The organism is Amycolatopsis sp. NBC_00438, from assembly GCF_036026695.1.
GTDB lineage: Bacteria > Actinomycetota > Actinomycetes > Mycobacteriales > Pseudonocardiaceae > Amycolatopsis.
In genome coordinates this window covers 6,886,741-6,901,967 of the sequence record NZ_CP107923.1, presented here as the reverse complement: position 1 = coordinate 6,901,967, position 15,227 = coordinate 6,886,741, and the positions used below count along the sequence as shown (strand labels likewise).

Sequence of the window (15,227 nt, the reverse complement as noted above, 5' to 3'; positions counted from 1 at the left end):
AGACTACCGGTAACCGGCCGACCTCGGGAGAACCCGCAGGTGGGCGCCGGTGCCGGCGACGACCTGAGCAGGGGAGACGATGGACGCAGAGGCTGCGAACCCGTCCTTCCCGAAGGCCGCGCCCCACGCGCACAAGGCCGTCACGACGACGCCTGAAGCCAGCAGCACGAGCGTGCCGGTCGCCGAACCGGGCCGCTGCCCGCCGAACCGGCACGACTTCCGGCGCCGGGCCGTCCCGTCACCCGGGGGCAGGTAGCCGAGCTCGGCCGCCCGTGCCAGCGCGCCGCTCACCGAGCGGAACTCGGCGACGCGGACCCGGCAGCGGGCGCACCCGTCCAGATGCGCCTCGAATTCCGCCGGATCGTCGAGGACGCCGAGCCCGTAGGCCGCGGCGTCCCGGTGTGCCCCTTTCCCCGCCTTCATCGCACCGTCACTTCCCCGAGCGCCTTCCGCAATTGCCGCATCGCCGTGTACAACCGCGATTTCACGGTTCCCTCCGGAATTCCGAGAATGGTCGCCGCCTGTCGAACCGTATTTCCGGCGAGGTAGGTCTCGGAGATGACGGACTGATATTTCTCGTCCAGTTCCGTCAATGCGCGGGAAATCGTTAGTGCTGCTAACGAACTGTCGGTGCGGTCGGCTGTCTCGGCGTTTTCCGGGATCTCCAGAGCGACCTCCTGCGGGCGTACCCGGCGATTCCGCCAGCCGTCGATGACGATCCGGCGGGCCACCGTGAGCAGCCAGCCCCGCAGCATGCCGGGCTCGCGTTCGAGGGTGTCGGAGTGTTGCCAGGCGCGGATCATGGTCTCCTGCACCACATCCTCGGTCCACTGCCGGTCGTAGTTGGTGAGGGACAACACCTGGCTGAACAGGGTGGCGCGGAAGTTCTTGTACAGCAACGGGATCAGATCGTCCGCCGGGTCATCGGCGAGGACGGCCGCGGCGGCGGACGAGGAGTGGCCGGTGTGGCCGAGACCTGTTCTGCCCAGTGCTTCCATAAAGCTCGCAACCTCACCTGACTGGCGGACCGTAGGGCTTGCAGATCGTAGCGCAGAACCACTTAATAGGCCATATGCATCAGTTTCTCCGGCTATTCGGGTCCCGGTCGCTACGGCGAGTGTCGACGGCCGGTTCAAAAAGTGTCTTGTGATGCACGTCACAGTCTCTAAAAGGTGACGGCGAGAACCGTTCCGCACCTTTCACGCGTAGCTCCCGGTAAGGACTACATCACAAGGGGGACGGAATGCCGCTCCGATTCGCCGCACTGCTCGCGGCCACCGCCGCGCTGGTGCTCGGCGTCGTTTTCCCGGCCGCCGCCGGGGAGCTGCAGCAGACCGACCGCACCCTGCTGACGCGGCTGAAGCAGCACACGCTGTGGGCCGTGCCGGCCAGCTGGCTCGCGGCCGAGCGCGCCACGAACCGCCGCGTGCGCGACGTCGCCGCCCGGATCGCCGACGACCAGGCCCGCCTCGACGTCGCCCTGGGCGCGGCCGCCGACCGGGTCGCCATCACGCTGCCCTCCGAGCCGACGGACCAGGAGCGTTCCTGGGCCGGCGAAATCACCGCGGCCACCGGCGACGAGTTCGACCGCGTCTACGTCAACCGGCTCCGCGCCGAGTACGGCGACCTCTTCGCGCTCGCCTCCGACGTCCGTGCCGGCACCCGCGACGACGACATCCGCGCGTTCGCCCAGACCGCCGTCGACACCGCGCTCGGGCACCTGACGCTGCTCGAGAGCACCGGCCTCGCCGAGACCACTTCCCTGCTCGTCGCCGCCACCGAGGACGACACGCTCGGCGGCGGCGACGTCGCGCTCGGCGCGCTCCTCGTCGCCCTCGGCACCGTCGCCACGTTCGGTCTGCTCCGCCTGCTCGGAACCCCCGGCAGGACCCCGCCGCGCACCCGGAGGTAAGCCGCTCCATGTCCTTGTCAGCCGCGCTGAACACCCTGACGTCGCCGCACGACGCCGGGATCGCCGAGGCCGCCGCGCTGTCCGGCCGCCTCACCTACTTCTGCATGTGCTTCACCCTGTGCTGGGGCGTCCTGGCCGCCGCGGGCTGGGTCCGCCGGTGGACCGGGCAGGACGCGCTGCGCACCGGCCACGTCGTGCTCGCCGCGTTCACCCTCGCCACCGGCACCCTGCACGGCCTGACCTTCCTCTTCCTCGACGACGACGCGTTCGGCTTCGCCGACCTGCTCCTCCCGTTCTACGACGGCACCACGCGGCACGCCCTCGGCGTCGCCGGCTTCGAACTCGTCGTCGCGATCTCGGTCACGGCCGGCCTGCGCCGCGGCGCGCGCGAAGGCCGGTGGCTGCGCTTCCACCAGTTCGGTTACCCGGCGATCGGCCTGCTCGCGGTGCACGCGTGGCTCGGCGCCATCTGGAGCGGCCATCTCGCCGTCGTCTGGCTCGCCGGGATCACGGTGCTGGTCCCGCCGGTCGTGCTGTCGGTGCTGCGCGTGCTGCCGACCTCGGCGCTGGTCCGCGCCGGGCTGATCGCGCCGGCGCCGGCGGTGGAGACCTTGCGCGTCGCCGTCGACGACGGCCGCTGCCACTCCTACGGCGTCTGCCAGGCCGAAGCGCCCCAGGTCTTCCGGCTCGGCCACGACGGGCGGCTGGAGTACGAGAAACGGCCGGAGGCCCGGCTGACACCCCACGTCCGGGCCGCCGCGCGCGCCTGTCCCATGCGAGCCATCCACCTGGTGGGAGCCATCCGATGAGCGAACGGATCGTCATCGCCGGAGCCGGCCTCGCCGGCCTGCGCGCCGCGGAGCGGCTGCGCGAACTCGGCTTCGACGGCGAAGTCGTCGTCATCGGCGCCGAGCCCGACATCGCCTACCACCGCCCGGCGCTGTCCAAGCACTTGCTCACCGGCGCGGTCAGCCGTGCCGACACGCTCCTGGCCGACCCGCTCGAAGTGGACGCCGAGTGGCGCTTCGCCACCGCCGTCACAGGCCTGTCGCCGAACCGGCAGGTCGTCCACGTCGCCGGCGAGGAGCTGCGCTACGACGGGCTGATCATCGCCACGGGCGTCGAACCGCGCCGGCTGCCGGGCGCCCCGCACGGCCACCCGCGGGTCGTCGTCGTCCGGACGCTGGCCGACACGATCGCCCTCCAGCGCGCGCTCGCCACCAGCCGCGGCCCGGTCGCCGTCGTCGGTGACGGCTTCATCGGCTGCGAAGTCGCGTCCAGCCTCCGGGAGATGGGCCGCGACGTCGTCCTCATCGGCCGCGCGCGGGCGCTGCTGGCCGACGTCCTCGGCCCCGACATCGGCGAGTGGCTCACCGCGCTGCACACCGCCCGCGGCGTCCGCCTCGAGCTCGGCACCGCGGTCCGGCGGTGGCGGCCCACCTCGGCGTCGGTCGGGATCGAGTTCACCGACGGGCGCGCCCTCGACGTCGCCTGCGTCGTGGTCGCCGTCGGCAGCGTCCCCGCGGTGTCGTGGCTGCGCGGCGCCAAGCTCCCGCTCGACGACGGCGTCGTCTGCGGGCCGACGTGCCACGTCGTCGGGTCGCAGACGATCGTCGCGGCGGGCGACGTCGCCCGCTGGCCGAACTTCCGCTTCGACCCGGTGCCGCGGCGCGACGAACACTGGCTCAACTCGGTCGAGATGAGCCGCGCGGCCGCCGAAAACCTGCTCACCGGGCCGCAGGGCTCGCCGGCGTACACGCCGGTGCCGCGCTACTGGTCCGAACAGCACGGCGTCCGCATCCAGGTCGCCGGCCGGCCCATGCTCGGCACCGACACGGTGCTGCTGGAGTCCCCGGCGCCCGGTACCCGCCCGATCACCGGCTTCGTCCGGGACGGCGGGCTCGTCGGGCTGATCGGTCTCGACAGCCCCGCCGCCGTCCTGCACTGGACGGCCGAGCTCGCGCGCGGCCGCCGGGCGCCGGGCACCGAACCCCGGCCCGCGCCCGAGATCGTCCGCCCGCGCCAAGGAGGCGACCGCGACCACAGCGGCGCCGTCGCGGGGTGGTGAGCACACCCGGGTACGATCCTCGGCGCGGACGAGCTGGCAGGGCGGTCGCGGGCCGGGGCGACCCGGTTCGAGGAAAGTCCGGACTCCACAGGGCTGGGTGGTTGCTAACGGCAACCCGGGGTGACCCGCGGGAAAGTGCCACAGAAAACAGACCGCCCCGGTTCTCGGACCAGGGGTAAGGGTGAAACGGTGGTGTAAGAGACCACCAGCGTCCCGGGTGACCGGGACGGCTAGGTAAACCCCACCCGGAGCAAGGCCAAGAGGGAGCTTCGGCTCCTGCGCAGGCGCTCGAGGACGGCCCGTCCGAGTCTGCGGGTAGGCCGCTGGAGCCTGCCGGCGACGGCAGGCCGAGATGGATGACCGCCGCCCCGCGAGCCGCAAGGCGACCGGGGAACAGGATCCGGCTTACACGCCAGCTCGTCCGCACCCCGTCGTGAGTGGTCAGGGCGGTTAGAACCGCCCTGACCACTCACGACCGGGTGCCGCGAAGGCTCGTGCCCAGTGGTTACCCGGGGGTAGGGTGCCCGCATGGCGGGAAACGAGACGCAGTTCAAGTCGGCTTTCGACTCCTTGCACGCGCTGACCTACTTCGCTCCCGAGGTCGACGCCGCTCTCACCGGGATCGGGCTGCGACCGGGGCGGATGCCCTACTTCGCCGGCCGCTCCGCCGCCATGGGGCCCGTCGGCGCCGAGGTCGTCGCGGCCACCTTCTACAACTTCAACCCCGAGGTCGTCGCACGGGTGATCCCGCGGGCCTGGACGCTGGCCACGCCCGAACAGGTCCTCGAAGCCCGCCTCGACGGCGTCGACCAGGCGCTGACCCGGCTCCTCGGCGACGACACCCTCAAGAGCGAAGAGGTGGCCGAAGCCGCCGACCTGGCCCGCGAGGCGACCGCCGGCTGCACGGCCGAAGGCCGTCCCCTCTACGCCGCGCACGCGGCGCTCGCCTGGCCCGGCCAGCCGCACCTCGCCCTCTGGCACGCCATCACGCTGCTGCGCGAGTACCGCGGCGACGGCCACATCGCCGCGCTCGTGCTCAACGGCCTCGGCAACATCGAGGCCCTGGTCACGCACGTCGCCACCGGCAAGGGCTTCGTCGTGGACGTCGCGAAACTGACCCGCGGCTGGAGCGACGAGCAGTGGGCCGCCGCCGAGACCGGGCTGACCGACCGCGGGATCCTCGACGCCGGGGGCGCGCTCACCGACGCGGGTGTCGCGCTGCGCGACCGGGTCGAGGTCGCCACCGAGGCGGCCGCGACCGGGCCGTGGGACCACCTGGGGCCGGAGAAGACGGCCCGGCTCGAACTGCTGTGCGGCGCCCTCAGCCGCCAGGCCGTCGAGGCGGGCGCCTTCCCGGACGGCGTGTTCGCCCGGCAACGGCGCGTCTGAATGGAGCAAGATCACGCTATGTAGTGAAACTTGTGTGAGGTCTTGAACACCTAGTGACGGACGTTCGCGGTCGCCAAGATCGGGATCTCGGCGGACCGGTCCACTGGGCGTCACAGTGTGGACTCCTGCAAGCCCGCCGTTCGGGTCGTGTCACACTGTTTCGGGCCCGGCGATGGTCACAAGCCGGGCACGCAAAGTGAGCGATTCTCTGCCAAGAGAGTGAGTTCGGCGGTGCGACAAAAACGATGGGCGGCCGGGCTTTGACCGGAGGACCCTTGCCGCGATGATGGTGAGCGTGGAGATTTCGGGTAACAAGCGCGCCGTCCCGGTTGAGCAGCGAGCCGGGTACCTACTCAGCGCGCTTTGACCGCTACCCCTCGTAGCCGCCATGATGTTGTTCGAAGCACTGCCTGAGCCAGAACCGCGCGGCCCCCACCGCGCACCGGGAGTAACGCGATGATGACCTTGACCACCCTCGACACGCTGGCCGCCGGCGAGCTGGGCACCGGAAACGTGCGCCAGTGGCTGCTCGACAACGTCATCCCCCTGGTGCTGCTGTCCGTCGCGCTCCTGCTCCTGTGGCTGGGCGGTGGCAAGGGCGACAACGCCGGTGTCATGCGCCGGCTGGCGGGCGTGGTCATCGCGCTCGCGATCATCGGGCTCGCGGTCAGCGGCGCCGGCGTCAACGTGGGCCAGTGGATCGCCGGCCTGTTCACCGGCTGAGGCGGAGCCCACGTGCGGATCAGGACTGATGACGAGGTCTACCGGGTTGACGCCGTGTGGCTCGGCCCCCCGAAAGCGACTTTTCCCTGGCGGGCCCGCTACGTCGCGTGGCTCATCGGCATCCCGGTGTTCTTCGTGGTCCTCGGCGTCGAACGCTGGGCCGGGTGGAGCTTCGGGTTCTTCTCGACGGCGTGGGCGTTCATCGCCACCATCGTGGTGACCCGGCTGCTGACGGCCAAGATCAGCCACGAGCGGCCGCTCGGCACGGTGGTCTCGATGGCCGGGCGCGAGCTCAACACGCCGCGGGCGCGGACCACGGGCACGGGCGGCGCCGTCAGCGCCAGCCGCGTCCGGGTGCGGGCGGAGCGCCCGTTGCCGAAGCACCGTCGGAGACGGCAGTACCGGCACCACGGCCCACAGCCGGGTGCCGTCGTCCAGGGAGCCACACGAGCGCGCCGGAGCCGCCGCAGTGCGACCCCGGCCGGGAGGTAGTCGTTGTTCGGTCGCGGCGGTAGCCGAGGTAGAGGTCGGGACGCACACTCGGGCGCGTGGCAGCCGCCCGAGCAGGTCCGCGCGGCGCGGAACGGTTCGGGCGGCAGCAGCACCAAGGGCCGTCGCCTGCCCGGTGAGCAGGCGATTCCGGCGTACACCCCGTCGATCGCGGTGCGCAGCATCGACGGTCACCTGGTCCGCAGCGGGTACGAGGTCTACGCCTGGTACCGCCTGGCGCCGCAGCGCTGGTCGTTCCGCTCCGACTCGCAGCGCCGCGACCTCGTCGCGGCCATCGCCGGGCAGTACGCCGAGCTGCAGGGCCGCTGGCTGCACCTGCGCGTCACGAACCGGCCGTACCCGATCCGGATGTGGGCCGAGGCCCACGTCTACAACGCGCACGGCCGCCCCAACGACGTCCCGGGCGCACTGTCGTTCGACGACTACCTGATCGGCGAGCAGCAGCAGCTGATGGGCCGCTCGATGGCCGAAAAAGAGGTCTACCTGGGCGTCCAGGTGCAGACCCGGCGGATGGTCGACCGCGCGGTCGAGCGGGCCGCGCCGGTGCTGCGCAAGATCCTGCCCGAGGCCGTCGACGCCGAGCTGACCGCGCTGGACTCCGAGGTCGAGCACCTCGACCAGGTCATCGGCAGCGCCGGGCTCGAAGGCCGGCCGGTGCACGCCGAGGAGATGTCCTGGCTGATGCACCGCTCGTGCTCGCTGGGCCTGCCCGCGCCGCGGAACATGCCCGCGGTGCCCGGCGCGGCCTGGGAGCCCGAAGACCTGGCCAGCTTCACCGACGCGGCCGACTACTACGCCGACCCGTACGCGCCGACCGTGACCGTCCGCGGCCGCACCGGCTCCAACGCCGGCGTCTCGCGGCACCTGGCGATCCTCACCGTCGGGCAGATGCACGGCCTGCAGATCCCCGAGGTCGACGACCCGTGGATCCAGCACGCCGACCGGCTGCCCGCCGCCGTCGAGGTGTCCGCGCGGATCTACGTCCGGCGCCCCGAAGAGGTCGCGGGCGAGCTGGCGCGCCAGATGAACAAGGTGCGCTCGCAGGTCAAGCACTACACCGACGAGCACGAGCTGGAGCCGCCGCAGTCGCTGTCGCGGCAGGCCGGGCGGGTGCTGGAGATCGACGACGAGATGACGTCGGGCTTCACCGCGCTCGCGACCCGCGTGCGCAGCTGGTGGCGGCTGGCGGTGTCCGGCCCGACCGAGCGCGACGCGCTGCGCCTGGCCCAGCAGCTGCTCGACCTGTACAAACCGAAGATCGCCATCGAGCACCCGGAGGCCCAGTACGCGCTGGCGCGGGAGTTCATCCCGGGCGAGCCGCTGGCCTCGGCGGCCTACATGCGCCGCGGCTCGGTCGTCTGGGGCGCGTCCGCGGTGCCGACGGCGACCGCGGAGGTCGGCGACCGGCGCGGCATCCTGCTCGGCGAGACCTGCACCGCGACCCGGCGCCCGGTGGCCTGGGACCCGTGGATGGCCCAGGAGATCCGCGACGGCTCGGGCCTGACCGCGATGGTCGCCGGCCTGGGTGCCGGCAAGTCGTTCCTCGGCGGCGGCATCGTCTACAAGACGCTGCGCGCCGGGGCGAGCTGGACGCTGCTCGACCCCTCCGGCCCGCTGTCGCGGTTGTGCGACCTGCCGGAGCTGCGGCCCTACGCGCGGCCGATCAACCTGCTCAACGCCCAGCCCGGCATCCTCAACCCGTACCGGGTGGTCGCCGAGCCGCTGATCGAGCACTTCATGGACGAGGACGACCCCGAGCGCTCCTGGCGCCGCGAGAAGGCCCTCGCGGGCGCGACGCGACGGCGTCTCGTGCTGGACGTCCTGACCGGCGTCCTGCCGTACGAGGTGTCGCGGATGGCGCAGACCCGGATCGTGCTGCTGCGCGCGGTCCGCACCGTCGGCGGCCGGTTCGACGCCGACCCGGGCCAGGTGATCGACGCCCTGCGGCGCGACTCGAGCGAGCACCACGAGCACGCGGGCGTCGTCGCGGACTTCCTCGACGAGATGCGCGAGCGGATGGCGCTGCTCATCCCGGAGACCGACGCCGATCCGTACGCCGAGACCCGCGACGACCGCCTGACGGTGCTGACCATGGCGGGCCTGACCCTGCCGAAGGACGGCGTCCCGCGCGAGTACTGGACGGACGCGGAGTCCCTCGGCGTCGAGATGCTGAACCTGGCGGCGTGGCTGACCCAGCGGTCGGTCTACGAGAAGCCGAAGGAGATGCGCAAGGGCGTCTGGATCGACGAGGCGTTCTTCCTGTCGGAGGTGCCGACCGGGCGCGTGCTGATGAACCGCTTCGCGCGTGACTCGCGCAAGTGGAACGTCCGCGTGCTGCTGTCGTCGCAGATCCCGGCGGACTTCCTGAAGATCCAGGGTTTCGTGACCCTGCTGGACTCGGTGTTCGTCGGCCGGCTGGACGACGACGACGCCCAGGCGGACGCGTTGCGGCTGCTGAAGGTCCCGGTGGGCGTCGGCTACGAGCAGGTCGTCGCGGCCCTGGGCCGCCGCCCGGGAGCGCAGCAGCGCGGCCTGGAGCGCGACATCGAGCCCCGCCAGTTCATCTTCGGCGACGGCGCGGGCGGCGTGGAGCGCATCCGCGTCGACTTCTCCGGCCCGCACCTGGACCACCTGCGCGCGGTGATGGACACGACGCCGGGTTCGAAGGACGCGGAGAAACCCCGCCGCCCGGGCAACGAGCTGGCCCTGCCGCACATGTCGCCGGACGAGAAACCGTTCGTGGCCTCCCCACCGGAGGACGACATCGAGCTGGAGCAGGACTTCGAGCTGGCGGCGGAGCTGGAGGTCGGCTTGGCGGACGAGAACCTCCTGGGCGCACCGGACCCCTTGGCCTCGGAGACAGGCGAGGTCCAGGGCGACGTCCAGCAGCCGTCGAACGGAAACGGCCACGGCGGGCAGCAGCACGCCCGCACGGGCGGGAAGGGCGGCACCGGCCGGGACGCCGCATGAGCGCGGCCCGGAGCCGAAGTACCGGTGCCGGTCGTAGTAGTGGCTTCGCCACCGGCGTGGCCGCCCCGGCGACCGCGGAGCGTGGCGCATGAACACCCTGCTGACGTTGGCGGTCCTGCTGTCGATGGCAGCCGGGTGGCACGCGCTGAAGCGACGGATCAAGGAAGGCCCGCGACGGCCGGGCCGCCGCACCCCGAGCCGCAAGGCGACGATGTTCGCCGTCATGCTGGTGCTGGGTTTGCAGGCGATCGCGACCGCACCGGCGGCGAGCGCGGCGGCGTGCGGTGAGGCGCCGAACCCGGAACGCCCGGGCGCGGGCATGGTCGGCGCCCTCGATCCGCCGGAAGGCCACGGCGAGCCGAACAGCGCCTACATCGACTACAGCTACGCCGGCATGGTCTGGAACACCTTCGAGACCAACTGTTCCGGCCTGAACCTGACCCCGGCCGGGTCCACTTTGGACACCTGGGGCGGCAATCAGCTGTTCAACCTCGGCAAGAACATCGTCGGTGCCACCAACTCCTTGCACTACACCGTGCTCGAAGGCGGCTTGCTGAACCCGATCTACAACGCGGTGAAGTCGGGTGCCGAGAAGGTCTACAACAACATCTACGCCCAGCTCTTCGGCCTGGTCGCGTTGATCCTGTCGATCATGATGTTCCGCAACATCTGGCGCGGCGATCTCGCCGCGGTCAGCAAACGGGCGCTCTACGCGCTGGCCGGGATCTGGCTGGCCGCGTCGTCGCTCGCGATGTTGCGGTACTTCGATCCGATCGACAAAGCGATCGTCCAGACCACCACGAACATCCAGGCCGGCTTCGTGGACGAGAGCGGCGACCGGATCATCCGCGACATCCTGCCGACCCAGCTCCACACGCAGATCGTCTACAACAACTGGCTGCGCGGGGAGTTCGGCACACCGACGGCGCCGCAGGCCGAGCAGTACGGCAAGCCGCTGCTCGACGCCCAGGCGTTCACCCGCAACCAGCTCGTGAACGGCGACGACGGCAACCAGGGCGTCATCGACGGCAAGAAGAACTCCTACAAGGACATCTCCACCAAGCTCGGCCCCGCCACCGGTTACTTCACCGGCGAGGCCGGCGGCCGCACCGGGGCCGGGTTCCTCTCCCTCGGCCAGGCGCTCGTCTACTCGCTCTTCCAGTTGCTGGCCAAGGCGTCCGTTCTGCTCGCGCAGGTCCTGATCCGGCTCTTCGCGCTCACCGCGCCGCTGATCGGGCTCGTCGCGCTGCTGCACCAGGACATCCTGCGCCGCGTGCTCAAGGTCGCCGGCGGGGTCGCGTTCAACCTGGTCGTGCTCTCGGTGCTTGCAGGCGTGCACGCGCTGCTGCTGCAGGCGATCTTCGACGCCGGGAACTCGCTCAACATGCTCACCCAGATGGTGCTCGCCGGGCTGATCACCGTGCTGCTGTTCATGGTCGGGCGCCCCGTGCGGCGGTTGTGGCAGATGGTCGAGATGTCGGTCAGCATGGTCGGCGCCGCGGTGCCGTCGCCGAGTGGCGGGATCTTCTCCCGGTTCCGGCGCAACAACAGTGGTCCGACGCCGCAGGACGCGTTCTGGCAGAACGTGCGCGACACCGATGACGCCGTCGACGGGGAGCAGCGCGGGCCGCTCGGCGCGACCGCCGGTGGGGGCCGGTTCCGGCCCGAGGCGACGATCTTCGCCAACGCCCAGCGGCTCGACAACAACGGCACCAGCGCGTCCCGCCCGGCCGCGGCGTGGTCCGGCGCGTGGCCGGGGGCCATCGGTGGTGGCTCGGCCGGCGCCCTGCCTTCGGGCAGACGGCCCGGCTCCCCGGTGTACGGCCAGTACAACCCGGCCGGCGGTGACCCCGGCGAGTACGTCGTCGTCGGCGCCGGGGGCCGTCCCACGATCCGGGGCGAGGAAAGCCGCCGCGTCGACACGTCGCCGGTGGCCGACCGGCGCTGGAACGACGAGCCCGAACCCGTGGTGGTGCCTTCGGATCTGCGCTCGCCCGAAGCCGGGTTCAACGGTTACGCCGCGCCGGAAGCGCCGCGGACGCCGGGGGTGCGGGCGCAGCCGCGCCGCGTCGACCCCGAGGTCGTCGCCGGCAAGCCGGTCTTCGTGCTGTACCGGCCCTCGCGGGGCATCGAAGTCCGTGAAGAACCGCGTGACACCGACCAAGTGATGGGGCGGTGACGGATGCCGATCCGGACCAACCGCGGCCGCGCCGCGGTCTACCGCCGCCTGTGGGGCTTTCCGCTGCGCTCGCCGCGCCACCTCGTCGGGACGCTGGTCTTCCTGGCCATCCTGGTCACCGTGCTCGGCATCGTGGTGCCCAAGGTGATGGGCAAGCAGCCGGCCAAGGCGTCGCCGCTCACCCCCGGCACGACCACCACTTCGGTCACGGCGACGCAGTCCGGCGCGGCCGCGCCGGTGCCGACGTCGAACCTGCCGACGCGCCTGTCCCAGCCGCTGGCCACCCCGACGACCGCGGCGCCGAACGGGGACGCCGTCCGCGTCGCCAAGGAGTGGGCCGCGGCCTGGGTGAACCACCCGCAGGGCATCACGTCCGCGCAGTGGCTGGAGCAGCTGAAGCCGTTCACGACCGAGGAGTACCTGCCGGTGATGGCGTCGGTCGACCCGGCGAACATCCCGGCCACGAAGGTCACCGGTGAGCCCACGGTCGGCACGTCCTACACCAGCTCGGTGCAGCTGACGATCCCGACCGACGGCCCGAAGCTGAGCATCACGGTGGTGAGCACGAACGCCGGCTGGCGGGTCGCCGACTACGACCAGGCGAGCTGAGCCGTGCGCCGGCTGGGGTTGTGGCTGGGGCTGGTCGTGTTCGTCGCGATCGGCGCCCTGATCATCACCGCCGTCGCCGCGAAAGTCGTCATCGACAACCAGCAGGCGCAGGCCCGGGGCGTGTCGCTGACCAGCTGTGACGCCTCGGTCGGGCCGACCCAGCCCGGCGAGGGCGAGCGCGGCACCACCGACGCGTCGAACCTCGACGACGAGCAGCGCGGCACCGTCGCGCTGATCATCTCGATCGGGAAGCAGCGGTCGCTGGCGCCGCGCGCCTGGCAGGTCGCGATCCAGGCCGGCATGACCGAGTCGGGACTGCACAACCTGACCTACGGCGACCGCGACTCCCTCGGCATCTTCCAGATGCGCCCGTCGATGGGCTGGGGCACGTACGCGCAGGTCACCGACCCGACCTACGAGGTCAACAAGTTCTTCGACGTCCTCCTCGCGGTGCCGGACTGGGAGAACAAACGCCCGGGCGACGCGGCGCAGGCGGTCGAGCGCTCGGGGTTCCCGGACCGGTACCACAAGTGGGAGCCGATGGCGGCGACGCTGGTGGAGAACGTCGGCCAGGTCGTCGACGTCGTCGCCTGCGGCACCGGACTGGGTCAGCTGCTGCCGCCGAGCCAGGCCGCGGCGAAGGCGATCAGTTTCGCGCTGGGCGAGCAGGGGAAGCCGTATGTGTGGGGCGCCACAGGGCCGAACTCGTACGACTGTTCGGGCCTGATGCTGCGGGCCTACGAGTCGGCCGGGATCATTCTGCCGCGCGTCTCGCGTGATCAGTACCACGCGGGCGCGATGCTGCCGGTGCGCGAGGCACAACCCGGTGACCTGCTGTTCCTCGCGAACAATCCGGCGGATCCCAACACGATCCACCACGTGATGATGTACCTCGGTGACGGCAAGGTCGTCGAGGCGCAGCAGACCGGTGTTCCGGTGCACACACGGGCGTTCTCGTTCGATGAGGCCGAAGTGGTGCCGCAGGCGGTCCGGCCCGGCGTTTAGCATGGGTTAAAGCCCCTTGACACGAGCGGGCCGGCGGATTGGCCGACAACGGAACCGATTCACCCGACGTCGCGGCGCTTCCACGAGCAGGCGGTGCGCGTACTGGCAGAGGATGAGCACGTGGGACGGAAATTCGGCAAGCGAGGCAAGCCCGGCGGTCCCCAGGACCCGGCGGCGCTGTTCGGCGCGCCCCAGCCGCCGAGGCAGTCGGCCCGCCCCGCGTCCAGCACGCCACTGGCCGATCAGCTGGGGGTCGGCTACCCCGGCGTCGACCCGGGGTACGTGGTGTTGCCGAGGTCGCTGGCCGAGGGAATGTCGCTGCCGTGGCAGCAGCAGATGGCGGCGCTGCTGGCCCAGTTCCACGCCGAGAACGCGCGCCTGGCGTGGCCGATCTACCGCGTGGTCCCCTCCCGCTACGAAAAGCTGGGTGACCTGGACGAGGAGCAGCTCGCGGAGGCGGGCTACCTGGTCGAGATGGACGCCGACGGCGAGATGGTCTACCGCGAGCGCAGCGGCCGCAAGGTCGAAGACCCGATGAACACGACGGTCCTGGTGTCGTGCCTGGACCCGATTCCGAAGCCGGCGGCCCGCCCCCAGGCCCCGCCACCGGGAGCACCGCCCCCGCCGGGGCAGGCGCCGGCCGCGATGAACATCGGCCCGGCACCGGTCTGGCGCACGATGCCGCACGCGCCGCCGGGGGCGCCTTCGCCTCAACCTGGTCCGTCGGCCGAGAGCCCTCTCCCGGGCGAGTCACGACCCGGGCCGGCGGCTCGCCCGGCCGGTTTCGCCGAGACGCAGCAGGGCGGACCGGCCAGGCAGCCCGAGACCGAGCCGCCGATCGGGTTCGGCGCATCCGTCGCGGGCCCGGCGTGGGGCCACATGGAGGACGCGGCGCCGAGCCGGCACCGCCCGGAACCCCCGCCGAGCTGGGAAAGCCGCCCCCCGGACCCCGAGCCGGCGTGGTCGGTGACCGCGGATCTCCCAGGCCGGGCCGAGACCCCCCAGCAGACGGCCCGCCACGCGGCCCCGGAAACCTCCGAGCTCGCCGGCCCCCCGCCGGCGTACGTGGGTGAGCCGAGGCACGCGCCGCCCGCTGCGGAGACCTCGCGGCCTGGCGCCCAGCCGGACGTGCCGGCGGGGGAGCCACCGGCCGCCCCCATCCAGTCGGACCTTCGTCCGCCGGCGGTGGCTCAGCCGGACTTGCCCACGGAGCCGCCTGTGCGCACCCCGGTGGGGGAGACCCGCCCGGAGCCGCAGGCCGCCGCCGCACCGACCGAGGTCGTGGCTGACGAGACCGGCGCGGAGCCACCGGCAACCCCGGCGACGAGCGAGCCCGCGCGGTCGGAGGTTGACCTGAGCTCGGAACCGTCGGTGGAGCCGGTGCGGCGGAGCGAGTCCGTGCGGCCTGAGGTCGGCCTGAACTCGGAGCCGGCGCGGCAGAGCGGGCCTGCGGGGTCGGAGGTTGACCTGAGCTCGGAACCGTCGGTGGAGCCGGTGCGGCGGAGCGAGTCCGTGCGGCCTGAGGTCGGCCTGAACTCGGAGCCGGCGCGGCAGAGCGGGCCTGCGGGGTCGGAGGTTGACCTGAGCTCGGAACCGTCGGTGGAGCCGGTGCGGCGGAGCGAGTCCGTGCGGCCTGAGGTCGGCCCGAGCTCGGAACCGGCGCGGCAGTCCGAAGCCACCCCTGTGGAGTCTCGGACGGAACCGACGCCGCAGTCCGAAGCTCCTGTCACGGAGTTCCAACCGGTGCCTGAGGCCCCCATGGGGGAGTTCCGGGCGGAGCCGTCGTCCGAGTTGGAAGCTCCTGCCGTGGAGTTCCCGGCAGAGAGGGAGCCGGAGCCTCTCGCTGCGGAGTTCCGAACGGA

The 15,227-nt window shown here is 71.9% G+C and carries 12 protein-coding genes and 1 other RNA gene; 11 read left to right on the top strand and 2 right to left on the bottom strand.

Annotated features, from left to right (window positions below; all coding sequences use genetic code 11):
- Positions 1 to 3: 3 nt before the first annotated feature.
- Together OG494_RS30950 and OG494_RS30945 are read right to left on the bottom strand one after the other, a co-directional pair.
- A complete protein-coding gene (locus tag OG494_RS30950) occupies positions 4 to 423 on the bottom strand; it encodes a hypothetical protein (RefSeq protein ID WP_328444707.1) in 420 nt (139 codons plus the stop codon).
- A complete protein-coding gene (locus OG494_RS30945) occupies positions 420 to 998 on the bottom strand; it encodes a sigma-70 family RNA polymerase sigma factor (protein ID WP_328444705.1) in 579 nt (192 codons plus the stop codon). Before OG494_RS30945 ends, OG494_RS30950 begins: the two co-directional genes overlap by 4 nt.
- A gap of 245 nt (positions 999 to 1,243) precedes the next feature.
- On the opposite strand from OG494_RS30945, the gene OG494_RS30940 reads away from it, so the two are divergent.
- From OG494_RS30940 to OG494_RS30890, 11 genes are all read left to right on the top strand, one after another.
- Complete coding sequence (locus tag OG494_RS30940; protein WP_328444703.1) at positions 1,244 to 1,912, top strand: DUF4142 domain-containing protein; 669 nt, start codon at positions 1,244 to 1,246, stop codon at positions 1,910 to 1,912.
- Between the two features lie 8 nt (positions 1,913 to 1,920).
- Positions 1,921 to 2,721 (top strand): ferredoxin, encoded by an 801-nt coding sequence (locus OG494_RS30935; RefSeq protein ID WP_328444702.1) that lies wholly within the window; start codon positions 1,921 to 1,923, stop codon positions 2,719 to 2,721.
- Entirely contained in the window at positions 2,718 to 3,980 is a 1,263-nt protein-coding gene (locus OG494_RS30930) for an NAD(P)/FAD-dependent oxidoreductase (RefSeq protein ID WP_328444701.1), read from the top strand. The genes OG494_RS30935 and OG494_RS30930 overlap by 4 nt, the downstream gene beginning before the upstream one ends.
- Positions 3,981 to 4,009: 29 nt before the next feature.
- An RNA gene (rnpB, locus tag OG494_RS30925) (RNase P RNA component class A) lies at positions 4,010 to 4,404 on the top strand.
- A gap of 104 nt (positions 4,405 to 4,508) precedes the next feature.
- Positions 4,509 to 5,369, top strand: coding sequence for an SCO6745 family protein (locus OG494_RS30920; protein WP_328444699.1), 861 nt, complete (start codon positions 4,509 to 4,511; stop codon positions 5,367 to 5,369).
- A gap of 456 nt (positions 5,370 to 5,825) precedes the next feature.
- Positions 5,826 to 6,092 (top strand): hypothetical protein, encoded by a 267-nt coding sequence (locus OG494_RS30915; protein ID WP_247061182.1) that lies wholly within the window; start codon positions 5,826 to 5,828, stop codon positions 6,090 to 6,092.
- Positions 6,093 to 6,104: 12 nt separating this feature from the next.
- Complete coding sequence (locus OG494_RS30910) at positions 6,105 to 6,584, top strand: hypothetical protein (RefSeq protein ID WP_328444697.1); 480 nt, start codon at positions 6,105 to 6,107, stop codon at positions 6,582 to 6,584.
- Positions 6,585 to 6,587: 3 nt separating this feature from the next.
- Positions 6,588 to 9,572, top strand: a complete 2,985-nt coding sequence (locus tag OG494_RS30905) for an ATP-binding protein (RefSeq protein WP_328444695.1) — start codon at positions 6,588 to 6,590, stop codon at positions 9,570 to 9,572.
- Positions 9,573 to 9,660: 88 nt separating this feature from the next.
- Positions 9,661 to 11,751: a magnesium transporter gene (locus OG494_RS30900; RefSeq protein WP_328444693.1), complete on the top strand. Its 2,091-nt coding sequence runs from the start codon at positions 9,661 to 9,663 to the stop codon at positions 11,749 to 11,751.
- A gap of 3 nt (positions 11,752 to 11,754) precedes the next feature.
- On the top strand, positions 11,755 to 12,360 hold the full coding sequence (locus tag OG494_RS30895; protein ID WP_328444691.1) for a hypothetical protein: 606 nt from the start codon (positions 11,755 to 11,757) through the stop codon (positions 12,358 to 12,360).
- A gap of 3 nt (positions 12,361 to 12,363) precedes the next feature.
- The gene (locus OG494_RS30890) at positions 12,364 to 13,365 is read left to right on the top strand and encodes a C40 family peptidase (RefSeq protein WP_328444689.1); all 1,002 of its coding nucleotides are present in this window, start codon (positions 12,364 to 12,366) and stop codon (positions 13,363 to 13,365) included.
- Positions 13,366 to 15,227 lie beyond the last annotated feature (1,862 nt).

Excerpts from the sequence above, each read along its gene's own strand:
- OG494_RS30950 (WP_328444707.1), bottom strand. The coding sequence starts at position 423 with ATGAAGGCGGGGAAAGGGGCACACCGGGACGCCGCGGCCTACGGGCTC.
- OG494_RS30945 (WP_328444705.1), bottom strand. The coding sequence starts at position 998 with ATGGAAGCACTGGGCAGAACAGGTCTCGGCCACACCGGCCACTCCTCG.
- OG494_RS30940 (WP_328444703.1), top strand. The coding sequence starts at position 1,244 with ATGCCGCTCCGATTCGCCGCACTGCTCGCGGCCACCGCCGCGCTGGTG.
- OG494_RS30935 (WP_328444702.1), top strand. The coding sequence starts at position 1,921 with ATGTCCTTGTCAGCCGCGCTGAACACCCTGACGTCGCCGCACGACGCC.
- OG494_RS30930 (WP_328444701.1), top strand. The coding sequence starts at position 2,718 with ATGAGCGAACGGATCGTCATCGCCGGAGCCGGCCTCGCCGGCCTGCGC.
- OG494_RS30920 (WP_328444699.1), top strand. The coding sequence starts at position 4,509 with ATGGCGGGAAACGAGACGCAGTTCAAGTCGGCTTTCGACTCCTTGCAC.
- OG494_RS30915 (WP_247061182.1), top strand. The coding sequence starts at position 5,826 with ATGATGACCTTGACCACCCTCGACACGCTGGCCGCCGGCGAGCTGGGC.
- OG494_RS30900 (WP_328444693.1), top strand. The coding sequence starts at position 9,661 with ATGAACACCCTGCTGACGTTGGCGGTCCTGCTGTCGATGGCAGCCGGG.
- OG494_RS30895 (WP_328444691.1), top strand. The coding sequence starts at position 11,755 with ATGCCGATCCGGACCAACCGCGGCCGCGCCGCGGTCTACCGCCGCCTG.